Origin of the sequence: Pseudomonas sp. GD04158 (genome assembly GCF_029834875.1) — a bacterium.
Taxonomy (GTDB): Bacteria; Pseudomonadota; Gammaproteobacteria; order Pseudomonadales; family Pseudomonadaceae; genus Aquipseudomonas; species Aquipseudomonas hydrolytica.
Map to the genome: position 1 here is coordinate 25,303 of NZ_JAODYT010000005.1, position 13,416 is coordinate 38,718.

12 protein-coding genes are annotated in these 13,416 nt (G+C 53.5%); 8 read left to right on the forward strand and 4 right to left on the reverse strand.

Features of this window, described 5'->3' with window-relative positions; translation table 11 throughout:
• Nucleotides 1–4: 4 nt before the first annotated feature.
• Complete coding sequence (locus tag N7333_RS03380) at nucleotides 5–1,177, reverse strand: hypothetical protein (protein ID WP_003246783.1); 1,173 nt, start codon at nucleotides 1,175–1,177, stop codon at nucleotides 5–7.
• A gap of 416 nt (nucleotides 1,178–1,593) precedes the next feature.
• Here N7333_RS03380 and N7333_RS03385 point away from each other — a divergent pair, with 416 nt between their 5' ends.
• The 4 genes from N7333_RS03385 to N7333_RS03400 are packed head-to-tail and all read left to right on the forward strand — an operon-like array spanning nucleotide 1,594 to nucleotide 6,563.
• Nucleotides 1,594–2,226 carry a hypothetical protein gene (locus N7333_RS03385; RefSeq protein ID WP_045736087.1) on the forward strand — a complete coding sequence of 211 codons (633 nt, stop codon included), beginning with the start codon at nucleotides 1,594–1,596 and terminating at the stop codon, nucleotides 2,224–2,226.
• Entirely contained in the window at nucleotides 2,219–4,105 is a 1,887-nt protein-coding gene (locus N7333_RS03390; protein ID WP_279858477.1) for an integrase, read from the forward strand. Before N7333_RS03385 ends, N7333_RS03390 begins: the two co-directional genes overlap by 8 nt.
• Before the next feature lie 11 nt (nucleotides 4,106–4,116).
• Nucleotides 4,117–5,103, forward strand: a complete 987-nt coding sequence (locus tag N7333_RS03395; protein ID WP_041769449.1) for an ATP-binding protein — start codon at nucleotides 4,117–4,119, stop codon at nucleotides 5,101–5,103.
• 2 nt (nucleotides 5,104–5,105) lie between these two features.
• The gene (locus tag N7333_RS03400) at nucleotides 5,106–6,563 is read left to right on the forward strand and encodes a TniQ family protein (RefSeq protein ID WP_279858478.1); all 1,458 of its coding nucleotides are present in this window, start codon (nucleotides 5,106–5,108) and stop codon (nucleotides 6,561–6,563) included.
• On the opposite strand, the gene N7333_RS03405 is transcribed toward N7333_RS03400, so the two are convergent.
• The gene (locus N7333_RS03405; RefSeq protein WP_052716982.1) at nucleotides 6,549–7,652 is read right to left on the reverse strand and encodes a hypothetical protein; all 1,104 of its coding nucleotides are present in this window, start codon (nucleotides 7,650–7,652) and stop codon (nucleotides 6,549–6,551) included. The genes N7333_RS03400 and N7333_RS03405 overlap by 15 nt on opposite strands.
• A 441-nt stretch (nucleotides 7,653–8,093) precedes the next feature.
• The gene (locus tag N7333_RS03410; protein WP_013715602.1) at nucleotides 8,094–9,131 is read right to left on the reverse strand and encodes a DNA-binding protein; all 1,038 of its coding nucleotides are present in this window, start codon (nucleotides 9,129–9,131) and stop codon (nucleotides 8,094–8,096) included.
• Between the two features lie 182 nt (nucleotides 9,132–9,313).
• Between N7333_RS03410 and N7333_RS03415 the strand changes: the two genes are divergently transcribed.
• The 4 genes from N7333_RS03415 (at nucleotide 9,314) to N7333_RS03430 (ending at nucleotide 13,182) form a co-directional block, all read left to right on the forward strand.
• Nucleotides 9,314–10,273, forward strand: coding sequence for a site-specific integrase (locus tag N7333_RS03415; protein ID WP_003246779.1), 960 nt, complete (start codon nucleotides 9,314–9,316; stop codon nucleotides 10,271–10,273).
• A 277-nt stretch (nucleotides 10,274–10,550) separates the two neighbouring features.
• Nucleotides 10,551–11,495, forward strand: coding sequence for a chromate resistance protein ChrB domain-containing protein (locus tag N7333_RS03420; protein WP_279858479.1), 945 nt, complete (start codon nucleotides 10,551–10,553; stop codon nucleotides 11,493–11,495).
• Nucleotides 11,488–12,849: a chromate efflux transporter gene (gene chrA / locus N7333_RS03425; protein WP_033985559.1), complete on the forward strand. Its 1,362-nt coding sequence runs from the start codon at nucleotides 11,488–11,490 to the stop codon at nucleotides 12,847–12,849. The genes N7333_RS03420 and chrA overlap by 8 nt, the downstream gene beginning before the upstream one ends.
• A gap of 9 nt (nucleotides 12,850–12,858) precedes the next feature.
• The gene (locus tag N7333_RS03430) at nucleotides 12,859–13,182 is read left to right on the forward strand and encodes a rhodanese-like domain-containing protein (RefSeq protein WP_033985556.1); all 324 of its coding nucleotides are present in this window, start codon (nucleotides 12,859–12,861) and stop codon (nucleotides 13,180–13,182) included.
• Between the two features lie 47 nt (nucleotides 13,183–13,229).
• Here N7333_RS03430 and N7333_RS03435 read toward each other — a convergent pair whose 3' ends face one another.
• Nucleotides 13,230–13,364 (reverse strand): YHYH domain-containing protein, encoded by a 135-nt coding sequence (locus N7333_RS03435; RefSeq protein WP_021489078.1) that lies wholly within the window; start codon nucleotides 13,362–13,364, stop codon nucleotides 13,230–13,232.
• Nucleotides 13,365–13,416: the final 52 nt, after the last annotated feature.

Below are 13,416 nucleotides of genomic sequence, written 5' to 3' on the forward strand. Positions count from 1 at the left end.
ATCCTCAGGATGCGTTCTTCAGGCTGAGCTCGGTACCCGGCGCCCATTGATAGCCGGCGGAAGCCGCCTCGGCAGGCACACCCTCGGAGTTCAGGTGGTTGCGGTAGTCGCGGCTGGCGTGACCTTCGTGCTTCTTGTCGACGTAATCGTGGCCCTTGGTGCGCAGGTCAATTTCCTCGGCCAGGGTCTTGCGCACGAACTCGCGCTGGCTCTTGAACTCGATCAGCTTGGGCACCGAGCCGCCGAGGATTTCCGCCGGGTCGCGGCGTTCGTACTTCTTGAACAGCTCGCAGACCAGGTGCAGGTGGCCTTGCTCGTAGTCGAGGAAGCGCTCCCAGATCGCCTTGATGCGCGGGTTTTCTTCCTGCTCCATGCAGCTGTTGTAGGCATAGACCTCCATCGCCTCGTGGATCAGCCACTTCTCCAGGAAGCTCTCGTCGGGGTCCTGCAGCGAACCGTACTGGGTCACGTGCTGTTCCTCGACCGAGGCGATCTCCGCGTAAAGCTGGCGGGCGAGGGGATCGGCGAAGGTCGGGCCGATGGTCATGTAATAGTCGTGGGTCTGGTATTCGGCGGCGGTGATCATCGCCGCGTGAATCTTGGTGATCAGGGCCGCGCTTTCGCGCTGATAGGAGTCGCGCAGATCGTCCTCGGGCGCACGGTGATGCACGGTGGTCGGTCGGCTTGGGATGATGTCGGTGTAGCCCTGCAGAATGTTGTTGGCATCCTTGCCCTCGAGCCGATCGAGCATGGCCGAATAGCGATACAGATGATCGAAATCCTCCAGCAGGCCGAAGCGATAGGTCTGCGCCTGATAGGGATCGGGTTCGTTCTGCGCCACCGCGGCGGTCACCTCGATCGCCACCTGTTCGTAAGCCACCGTGGTTTCCAGCGGCGAGTGATCGGCAGACAGCAGCCAGTTGACCATCGTGGCCTGATGCTGCTCGGTGCGCCGCACCTCGGCCAGCGCCTGACGCAGATGCCCATTGAAGCGCGCGCCGATGTTCTTCAGACGCAGGGCATCGGTCTCGATGCCGTTCATGAGGATGATGCGCACGCGGGTGAAGGCATCGTCATCCAGTTTGCTGATGGGCTTGCCAGCCATTTCGCGCCAGGTGAATTTTTGTTTGTCCAAGGGGCAGCCCTTGGTATCGAACAGGCTAGTCAGGGTTTCCATCTGTGTTCCTCCAGATTGGTCTCAAGGCAAGAAAGCCTCTGAGTCTGGAGTGGGCGCCGGATCACAAGGTTGCAGTATTACGATGAGTGGCAGGCAGCTTCGAATCGCTGCTGAGGGGAAATGGCAGAAGAGAGGTCCTTAGAAAACCTTGCGACTCCGTAATAGTGAAAACAAATTAATTTGAAACTTTTCCCCCAGTCGCTAAAAGCGACTTTGACTGAATAGCCTTTGGCGATTTTCAATTCAATTAATTATTACCAATCTGCTTCTTATCTCCAAAGATTCTGAGTTGCGCAGAATTTCCCACCATAATTCTTGAGAATTTGAAACTTTAACGCTCGCTCTGCAAATATGAAACTTTTGTAAGCTGCTAATTTGCCAGGGAATTATAGTGCACAAGCTGAGAGGCCATACAAATGGCAGCCTTTATTACATTGGAAGCAAGGGGTAGGCCGGCGGGCGCGCCTGAGTTTCTGGCATACAGCCCTAAGCAGAATACCCAGGTAAGGCTTTACTGTCGACCGAGCTTCTGGCGCTGGGCTGGGCTAGAGTTTAATCCCTTTGCCACAGAAGTGCTTGTAAATCAGGCTACTTTAAATTTGGAGAGCAAAAAAGTATCAGTTGCAATTCAGTACGAAATGCATGGCGTTTTACATTTTATCTTTTCCAGGCGTGAAGTCACCGAAAATACTGAAGCTGAGATAATCGAGTATTGCGATAGCTGCGATATCAAAGCTGAATTCTTAGGGGCTAAATGCCTGAGTGAAGAGCAGACGTACGCAGAAAATTTGCTTTGCATGTTGTCGTATATTAACAAATATAGAGAGATCTTCACTGAGAAGAATCTTGAATTTGCATTTCATTCGATTGATCGAAGCAAGGGAGCAATAAGCAACTCAGTTAATGACTTGCAGGCTAGATATGGCGAAGGCGCAGCGGCGCTGCTGTTTGAGCTTGTCAGGCGGGGCAGGGTAGGGCTATTTGATGTTCGATGCAAAAGAATCAGTGGATTAACTCAGCTAGATGTCATCCGGGTGAGACATGAATGACTCCACTCGCTTTTCTCGCCGTGAGTTCCTTGCTGCTGGGAATTCATGTGATGCGTGGAGGTGTATAGATGTTGATCTTATTGCCGAGGATATAAGAGAGGCAACAGATAACAGAATTAAAGCAATTAGAGCTTATCTAAAGAATGGAGCCACCCTGCGCGAGATAGAAGATGCGTATGGTCTTTCGCGAGCAACACTGTACAGATCCATTAATAGATGTCTTGCATTGGATACGGATGGAGTGGTTATTGGCTTCAAAGGAGCCATACCATATAGGCGCATTGGCGAGAAAAAATATAATCGTGAGAAAGATCTAGGCTATTCGAATGATGGAGTGACTCAAGGAGATGCCGGGGCATTTAGCAAACTAATAGCTGATCATCCTGAAATAAAGTCCTGGCTGGAAAAAATCGCTCGAAATTATAAGCCAAGGAGCCAAGGTGGCGTTAGCTTCGACGTTATACATAATGCATTCTTAGTGCATTGCACATCATTGTCGATCAGTAATGATCAATATCCATTCAACCGAAAGACACTCGCCCGCTCAGCCTTGAGAGAACATCTAAGGTCGAAGAGCAAAGAGTTGAAGGCGCTAGATGAAAAAGAAAGGAATGCCTCTGACATAAATTACAATGTGCCTCCTACCGATATTCTGCAGCAGGTAGAGACTGACGGCCACATGCTCGACATCCGATTGGTCATTGAAGAATTAGACAGTTTCGGACAGCCAATCAGATACGAAATCTTAAGAGTTTGGCTAATACTACTCATTGATGTCTTTTCGCGCTGTGTACTGGGATACTCCATTGCTTTAGGCCATACGTACGACCAGATTGATCTTTTAAAAGCTATATTCAACAGCTTAACACCTCATCAAAAGCAGCCCCTGATCACGCCAAATGTTCATTATTCGACCGCAGGAGGGTTCCCAAGTGAGCACGGCTACGCTTGGGAAACTTGGTCAACTCTCAAGCTTGATAATGCTTGGGCCCATAAGGCCACGAATGTTGTCCGAGTTCTTCATGATCGAGTAGGGTGTGTTGCTGAGTTTGGCCGCCCTCATACACCTAATGATCGAGCCATTATTGAGCGATTCTTTTTGTTTGTTGTGCAGCATTATTCGCATAGGATTATTGGCACGACCGGCAGTGATAGTCGAGATAAAATAATTGAACGCTTATCTCCCAAGTCGAAGAACCCGCTGAAGCTACTGCTTACACTAGAAGAGCTAAAAAGTACCATTGATATTTTGATCTCTGACTACAATGGTCGGCCCCACTCGTCGTTGCAAGGTCATTCACCACTGGGGGTGTTCTGTCTTTGTGGCGCTCAGAACTCTCTTCCACCCAACACATTGCCTGACGCTCTCAGGGATCCGACCTTATTTTCAATGGCTCGGGAATCGGTGGTCGTTCGAACCTCATCAAAATACGGTGGTGCTTACGTTAACTTTGCATATCTAAAGTATAAAAACCCTGACGTCCTTAGAAGTGACTCCGTTGGCAGGCACATGTTTGTAGAGTATTCACGTGAAGACGTTTCATTTCTTCGGCTATTAGATGAAGACGGCACCTTTGTGGGAGTTCTAAGAGCCCCCCACCCTTGGTACTTACAACCGCACAGTCTCAAAGTTCGAAGCGAGTTATGGAAGGCTACGAAGCAGGGGCAATTTCAATTTGCACGTAATGAAACACCAATTGAGGCTTTTCGGCGTTTAAAATTGGCTACTGGTGACACTTCGCGAAGAGTCGCCACCACCTTATACAAGGAAACGGGGCGTGTTAGTGAAGATCCATCTTCAGTTAAGGGCCGTGACGGTGATACGCCAGAGAGACTTAATCATCAGCGTGTCAAGTTGACCAAGGTCTTCACGCTCTGAGAGGATGGAGTATGGATATCAAAGATATACGGCCAATCCGAATTGAAGAACATCCAGTAAGTAGTAAGACTTATTTAATTCCTACTTATTCCATCGGTGAAACCTATGCGATGGTACTGAAAGCCATTAAGCGACTCGACTCAGGGTTGGTTATTTATGGGCGCGTCCGCTACGGTAAAACGCGAGCAATGCTGTACTGCAGGCAATGTTTAAGTATTGATTTTCCAAGTATTCCAGTGGCTATATTCTTCGCTGAGCGCGATCTGTCGCCCAGTAAGGGCGGCTTCTATACCTCTTTGCTGGAGGTCGTTGGGCATGCCAAATGGGAAGATCATTGCAGCATTAGCATCAAAAAATCCAGATTAAAGAATTTTATTATTGATGCAGCGTTTAATGATCCCCGTAGGGTTTTTATTTTATTCATTGATGAAGCATCAAGATTGCTGCCGATTCACTATGACTGGATCAAAGATCTATACAATGCCCTAATGGAGAAAAGTGTTACGTTGTTGCCTATCTTGGTGGGGCAGAGTCAGTTGCTAGGCCATAAAGAAACTTTGCTAAAAGCTGGTGAAGAGGGGGAGGCCATAGTTAATCGGTTCCTTCTGTATGAACACTCATTTCGGGGAATTCGTGACAAAGAGGATTTCGTAGAGTGCCTTGGCTATTATGATAGCGCCGTCTTTCCGGAAGGAAGTAATTGGCCCTATACGCGCTTCTTCTTCCCTGAAGCGTTTGCCGCCGGACTTCGACTGCAAGATTATGGAGATATGCTCTGGGATGCATTCAAAGAGTCCTACAAGGGGCTAGGGATCAAGGCTGACATGGAGATTCCGATGAAGTATTTTACGAAAACCATTGAAATCCTCCTGACTGAATACTGCGAGAGTGATAGCGCGAGTTTCTCGCTTTCTCCGGCGGTCTGTATGTCGCTCATTGAAGAGTCCTGGTTCGCGGTTGCCACCCGCAACTCTAAAATAGCAAATACGTTAGCCTAGACATGATCATTACTCTGCGTGACGAGCTGTTGCGTTCTAAACAGAGATACAGCGGGATAAGGCCGCGATATATTCCATACGAGTCAGTTTATTCAATTCTTTCCAGGTTTGGATTGTTCAACGTTGTTGCTGGCGGGGCTCTGATTGAAATCATCAAACAACATTGTAACCCTCAAATATCCGGCAATAGACATTGCAGGCATTTAGCTTATGTTGAGTCTTTGGGAGTGACTGGCCTACAAGGCTTATTTGGCCTGAGCCTGACGCAGGCCAAGTCTTTATTTCTTTCGCCAACTTTTATTGACCCTGAAAGACATGTGGCTTCTGAGCTTCGATATTGCCCCATTTGTTTGTCGCAAGGCCGGCATTACACGATATTTCAATATCAGCTCATTGAGGCATGCCCAGTACACTCTGTTGACTTGCTTAATCATTGCCCGCACTGCGCTGCACTTGTGAGTTACAAGTTTAATGCTGCCTTATTCAAGCATCCCTATGGCTGTTGGCGCTGCGGTCGCCAGCTTGGATGTGGGCGTGATCCTCAATCGTTACGGTTCATCAGCGCTCATGGTATGCAGCGCTTGCGGCAGTTCCATAGGATGCTGGGTGGCGAGAACAAGCACCTTGTGTTCGATATCGTCGGCCCAGCAGATCTTCATTGCGATAATGTATTGCAGCTGTCGCATTCCGTTCAGCAGTTTACGCGAGTGGAGGCAGACCTATTTTCTAATCTGCAAGTAATGGCCTGTGATCATTCATTCCAATCTGCGCTGCGCCAGTACCCTACATTCTCGCGCTTCTCTAGGGCAAATCAAGAGGAAGTAGGGGTGGAGAGTGAAATCCTAATCAATGAGTTGGTTAGTATTTCGAAGTCGATTTTCAGAAATATCAAGAAAAACCATTTGGCTGAAATTCGTTTAACTGACAAATCTTTAGAGCTATTGTGGCGTGACGTTCAGGGGGTTTTACTGCCTGCTAACTATTATACTGTGCTCGCTTACATTGATTGGTTATGCTATTGGCGCCAGGCTAAAGTGCCATGTGAATTACTGCGTTCGGCGCATAGCAGCAGGGTGAAAATGGCTGCATGGATAGCGGAGAAGAAAAGGCATAGCCTGTTCCGGCAGACAAGTCCTGAAGCCGAGCGCTGGTTGCTTCGACAAATGCTGGGCTGTGAAGTTGTCACTCTACTCAAACGGCAGATGGAGCAGAGACAGTTGTTGACCCAAGGCGTAGATGCGCCGGACTGCACCGATGTTCCATATCGACGAATTTTGCACCCCGTATGTTGGGCTGTAGTTTTCAGTGAACAGAGTGGTCGTCCACCGAGCATGACATTTATATCGGCTCATTCATGGAATACGGATCGTAATGAAAGTCACTCAGGATTACCATCTGCCGAGGCAAGGTCTCTTCATGGCCAGAGTTTGCAAAAGGTTTTCCGTCTAATCAACGCTTGAACTTTTATTCTTGATGACCGTATCCCAATCAACTTGCTCGTCATTCACCGGTGGTCCTTCGTCCGCTGAGCTTCGCTGTAGTGATATTTTTCGGACGGCTGCATCCCAGTCATCATCTTCATCCTCCTCTTCAGTCGAATTCTGACCAGCAAACAGGTCCTTGGTGAACCTTTTTAACGCCTTGGTAAATGCCGCTTCCTCTTGGGGCAAGAGGTCGGGTGTTGATGGCCCTTCGGGGACGTAGTAATGCTCAAATCCATATAAACCGCCCGCATATCGATAATGGCGCTCCAGGATTATCTCAACCTCATTTTCGGTTAGGGCACGCCAGTGCGCCCCATCCCTGCGATTCATAAGCCAGTGGGATTGTAAATCCATCAAGTCAGCATTTTCGCAAAGGAGGGTAAAGGTGCTTACAGCTGTCATATGATCCAGCTTCACTTTGCCGTTGGCGCGGTGATACATCCACTCTAGAGGTCTGCGATTTATTTGAATGCTATCAAAGCTCAACTGGACAAGCTCGGATGGGCTAAAGTCATATCCCCAGGTCAGTAAGATTAAGGCAAGGTCGCGCTCGGCTTGAGGGCTTTGCGCCAAATGGCGCCGGAAGACGTTTAGAACTCTTGCAGACTCTTGTGCCGATTTATAAGTGAACACTTTGTTGCGCGTCACCCATCGGAACTGTCGGTAAAAAGGGAGCAACTCGTGCAGTAGTTTGTGAGCATCTATTGCTTTGTATCGATGGTGTTGCCACCGGATGACGGATAAAACCATCGAGGCTACTTGCTGACAACTAAGCTCATCAGCATTTAGTAACCCTGACCCAAGCAATTTATTCTCCAGGTTCGCTGATAGTAAACGCCCTGGCATCGCCGGGCATGGATAAAGCGCGACGTGGCTGAGAAAGAAGTCTTTGTAGATAAAGGCTAAAGGGATTGGCCTATCGATCGTGATTTCGTAGGTTGCTTGCAACCAAAGATCAAAGTGCTTCAGGTCGCGTCGGATTTTCACCGACTTTCGGTAAGGAAAGTCCAAAGCGAAATGTTCCGCATCACTTGCCCTTGGTATATCTTCGGCTGGCTGGCTCATTATTGGATCGCTCGCTGTTGTGAAAGCGGCATGACCTCGCAGCGCACGCATGCTCGTATCTGAGTTTAGCTCTGACTGCGTCGATTGTAGGTGCGATCCTCGGCTGCACCTGGCCCACGGCCCAGACCGGTATGCGCGTCCATTATTGCTGTCTTACGGTCACAGAACACCCTCAGCCTCAGCGGCACCACACGCATGCCCCATGGCTGCCAACTCGGCTTTGATTCGGCGATGGCCATAGATCCCATTCAACTCATGGTGGATGGTGCGGTTCCCCTTGCTCAGACGCCGATTCGCCATCTCTCTCGCCAAAGGTGGACGCTGCCAGGCATAAAGAACTACCTCACCGCCGGCGTGCTGAAATTCCCTTGCCTGGCCCGCGAGCATCTCTCGCAATTTGTCTTTCGTTGGCATTCATGTCCTGTTACGGGCCAATAGTTGTCACTTAGCCGAGGACTGATTAGGGCAGTCGCCTGTACTAACTCTTTTAAACGCCGGCTCTTGGACTGGCGGTGGCAAATGTCCAAGCGCCTTCAATTGGGCAGTAGCTTTGGCTAGCTGTTGCTCCAGGGTCTGTACTTGCTCTGTTTGCACCGTGCGGGCCTCATCGAGTTGAGCCACCTCTCCCTGCAGGGCCTGACATCGCTGCTCCAGCGTTTCATTCGTACGCCCCATACTGGTTAGAGCGCTCTGAGTGCTCACCAAAGCCTGATCCCTCTGCGAGAGGAGCTGCTCCAGTGCATGCTGATCCTTCTGATGCTGCCGCGCCTCGGTGACCAGTCGTGCATTGTCACGGTTCAGCTGAGTCAACTCGTCCTGCTTGATCATCAGCGTTTGTTGCAGCTGGCGTACCTCGGCCTGAAGCTGGCTGATCTGAGCGTCGTGGCGGCGCTGCTCCTGTTCTCGCTGTTCCTTGCTGGCTTGGCGGTAATGCTCCATGCCGTCACGAGCGTGCTGATGCATGTCCTCAAGCGACTGAATGCGCTCATCGCGCTCTTTGACGCGCACCTCCAGATCCCGAAGGGATTGAACCATTCGAGCGTTGTCGATTTCGATAACTTGCCGCTGTTGCTGTTCTCGAAGAGCCAGCTCCTGAGCTGCTTGTAGCTGCTGCGCCAGGCTCGAACTCTGTGATTCGAGGTCTCGCATTCGGGCCTCGAATACGGCCGACTGCTGCTGTACCGCCGAGCGTTCGCGCCTCAGCGTTTCGTGGGCTTCGACCACGGACTGCTGCGCCTCTTGTTTCAGTTGGTCCAGCAACTGTCCCATCAAATTTGTCAGCGGTCCACTCAGCGAATCCCCCGACAAGGTCGGCTCGCTCTCGGCCTCGAGCTCCTTCAGATAGCGGTGGATCGTGCTCTTGGAGCCGGTGTTACCCAGTTCGATGCGAACCGCATCGATGCTGGGGTAAATGCCGCGAGCTAGGAGGTCATTCCTGGCTTTCTGCACGACAGCTTTGTTGACGCCACCGCGGGCCATAAGTGGGCCTCCTGACAATTTCGTTCTGTGGTATGTACTATGTAGATACATGGCACTTTATCAAGAATTTTATTTTTGTTCTGCTTCTATTCTAGAATTGGGTAATCACGAATTATCCAAGGTGAAGCGCCATTTTCGTCGTTTGGCAGTCGCTCACCGGTACACCAAGGGGATGCGCTCAGATGAGCCAGGAGATTGAGCGGTACCTGCAGGCCGGCACCCGCGCCAACACGCGGCGCAGCTACCAGCAGGCGCTTGAGCACTTCGAGGTGACTTGGGGCGGCTTCTTGCCGGCGACCAGCGATGCCATCGTGCGCTACCTGGTCGACCACGCCGCCACGCTGTCCAGCAACACGCTCAAGCTGCGCCTGGCAGCCCTGGCGCAGTGGCATGTCAGCCAGGGTTTTCCGGATCCAACCAAGACCCCACTGGTCCGTCAGGTTCTCAAAGGCATCCGTACGCTGCATCCGCGTCAGGAGAAGCAGGCCGAACCCTTGCAGCTGCGCCAGCTCGAGCAGTGCGTGCTGTGGTTGGAGCAGGCCGAGGGTAGAGCACGAGCGGAGGACGACTGGCCGCGGTTGCTGCGCTGTTGGCGTGACCGCGCGTTGATCCTGATCGGCTTCTGGCGGGCGTTCCGCAGTGATGAGTTGTGCCGCCTGCAAGTCGAGCACATCCAGGTGCGGGCCGGGGAGGGGATGCAACTGTTTCTGCCGTGGAGCAAAGGCGACCGCGACAACCAAGGCCAGACCTTCAGCGCGCCGGCGTTGGCCAGGCTGTGCCCAGTACAAGCCTACGTCGACTGGATCAGCGTGGCGGGCATCGCGCGTGGGCCGGTATTCCGTGGAATTGATCGCTGGGGGCATTTAGGTGAGCAGGGTTTGCACCCAAATAGCGTTGTCCCACTCATGCGCGCCGTACTGCAGGCGGCAGGGCTGCCTGCGGAGCTGTACAGTAGTCACTCGCTGCGCCGCGGGTTTGCCACCTGGGCCACCCGCAGCGGCTGGGATCTCAAAGCGCTGATGCAGTACGTAGGCTGGAGCGATGGCCAATCCGCATTGCGCTATGTGGAGAGCACAGGAGTGTTCCCTGGGCAGCTGAGTGTGAGTATTCGCATTGGTTCCGACACTAATTCGCATGCCTAACCAACACTGATTCGCACGCAAAACCGACACAACGCGGTTTTTCAAAATCGACAGCCTTTCGCACACGTCGACACCTATTCGCATCCTCCGACAGCCATTCGCACGCCACCGACACCGATTCGCATCCCTCCGACAGTCATTCGCACCACACCGACAGTTCGCTTTGCCGGTACCTGGAGATAAGCAGTCACTGACGCTGCAGAGCCCATATCGCAGTTCCAAACAGAGCAACCGCAGAGTAATGTAGAGATCGAACATATTTGGTGAGATAACTACATTGCTTAATTGGCTATGTCTCGTGATGGCACTGCCTACGGCAAATGCCGCCGAGCGAATGCGCGCTTGGCGCACGTTGAAAAGCGCTGGGGCTGCGGTGCTACGCGATGGGGTTTATCTCCTGCCAGATGGCTCGGCTAGTCGTGAGGTACTGGAGTCCGTCGAGCGTGACGTGCTGGATAGCGGTGGCTCGGCGTCGCTCCTGCCGGTCACTGATCCCCAGGGTGAGCGCTTCATACCTCTCTTTGATCGTGGCGACGACTACGCCAGGTTGCGCTCGGAGGTTGAGCCCCAACTGGCCCAGCTGACTCCTGAGAATGCACTGGCGACTGCTCGCCAGGCCCGCAAGTTGCGCAAGTCGTTCGCTCAGATCCAGTCGATCGACTTCTTTCCGGGCGAACCTTTGCAACAGACAGACGCGCTGCTGCGTGATCTCGAAGTGGCCATCAACCGGGCGCTTTCCAAGGATGAGCCCACCAGCCATGAGCAAGCCATCGAGCAGCTCGATCCGCGGGACTACGAAGGGCGAACCTGGGCGACTCGCCAGCGCCCCTGGGTAGACCGCCTGGCCAGCGCCTGGCTGATCCGCCGCTTCATCGATCCAGGTGCCAGCATCCTCTGGCTTCCCTCTCCTGATGCATGTCCTGCGGAAGCACTTGGGTTCGATTTTGATGGTGCCCGGTTCAGCCATGTCGGCAACAAGGTCACCTTCGAGACCCTTATGGCTAGCTTCGGGCTGGAGGCTCCAGGGCTGCAGCGCTTAGGGGCACTGGTTCATTACCTGGATGTGGGGGGCGCGCAACCCACAGAAGCGACAGGTGTAGAGCGCGTACTGGCTGGACTGCGAGCCAGCATCGAGAACGACGATCAGTTATTGGCTGCGGCCTGCGCCATCTTCGATGGGTTGCTGGCTGCATTCAGCAAGGAAGGACAGAGTGATGAGTGAGACAGCTATGCAAGCGACTGAGCAAGACCAGGGCAGGGTAGAGAAAGTTGGCCTATTCGAGGCATTTCTGTTCTGGCTGAAACTCGGTTTCATCAGCTTCGGTGGCCCGGCTGGGCAGATCTCGATCATGCACCAGGAACTGGTGGAGAGGCGGCGCTGGATCTCGGAGCGCCGCTTTCTGCATGCATTGAACTACTGCATGCTCCTGCCAGGCCCGGAGGCTCAGCAGTTGGCTACCTATATTGGCTGGCTCATGCATCGCACCTGGGGTGGGGTGATCGCCGGCGCACTGTTCGTGCTGCCCTCACTGTTCATCCTGATTGCCCTGTCCTGGGTCTACATCGCTTTCGGCGAAGTGCCTGTGGTGGCGGGATTGTTCTACGGCATCAAGCCCGCCGTCACCGCCATCGTTGTGCAGGCTGCCCACCGTATCGGTTCACGCGCGCTGAAGAACAACTGGCTTTGGGCTATCGCTGCAGCCTCCTTTGTGGCGATCTTTGCGCTCAATATCCCTTTCCCCTTGATCGTTCTGGGGGCCGCTCTTATCGGCTATCTGGGCGGGCGGTATGCACCTGACAAGTTCAGCGTCGGTGGTGGGCATGGGGCATCCAAACAGTCCTATGGGCCGGCGTTGATCGACGACGACACGCCACCGCCGGCGCATGCGCGCTTCCGCTGGTCGCACCTAGCTCTGCTGGTTGGAGTAGGCGCCGTGCTGTGGGCCTTGCCTATGGGGCTGCTGACCGTCCTGTATGGTTGGGAGGGCACCCTGACCCAGATGGGGTGGTTCTTTACCAAGGCCGCTCTACTCACCTTCGGCGGCGCTTATGCAGTACTGCCGTATGTCTATCAGGGCGCGGTAGGCCATTACGGCTGGCTGACACCCACCCAGATGATCGATGGCCTGGCATTGGGCGAGACCACCCCGGGGCCGCTGATCATGGTGGTGGCGTTCGTGGGGTTCGTTGGCGCCTATGTGCACCAGGTCTTCGGGCCAGAGCAGGCATTCCTTGCCGGTGCCGTGGCGGCCAGCCTCGTAACCTGGTTTACCTTCCTGCCCTCGTTCCTGTTCATCCTCGCCGGCGGGCCGCTGGTGGAGTCCACGCACAACGAGCTGAAGTTCACCGCTCCGTTGACCGGCATTACTGCCGCGGTGGTAGGCGTCATCCTCAACCTCGCGCTGTTCTTCGGTTATCACGTGCTGTGGCCTGAGGGCTTTGCAGGCAGCTTCGACTGGCCCTCGGCGTTGATCGCTGTCGGTGCCGCGGTGGCGCTGTTCCGCTTCAAGCGTGGAGTCATCCAAGTGTTGGTGGGATGTGCTCTTGTGGGATTGGCTATCCACCTGCTGCGTTAGGGAGGGGTTATGGAGCGCATATCGATTCGCGAGCTCGCTGAGTGGCAGGCTGCAGGTCGCAGCTTTGAGCTGCTCGATGTGCGCCGAGCCATCGTGCGCAACGCCGACGGGGCACAGATCGCCAACGCGAAATGGCAGGACCCCGAACTGCTTTTTTCCTGGAAGGATCAGGTGCCACGGGATCGCCCCGTGATTCTTTACTGCGCGCATGGGCATGAAATCAGCCAAGGGTGTGCCGCTACTCTCTGGGCGATGGGACTGGATGCGCGGTATCTCGTCGACGGCTTTGCAGGGTGGCGTGAAGCCAAGCAGCCGGTGTGCGATTTGGTCTAGCCATCTGGTTCTGGCCGCCTCGCGAGAGGCGACCAGCGCTGCCTTAATCAATGGCAGTGGTACGCCCCTGTGGAGTGGTTGGTATGGCAGCCCTTCGAGTCGGTACCGCCGCTATGGGCAATGGCAGCGGCGGAGGACAGGGCAATCACGGTGGCGATCAGGGCGGCAGAAAGCTTCTTCATGTTCAAACTCCGTTTCGATTGGCTCTTATATGTGATCTAGGTCACGCTCCGG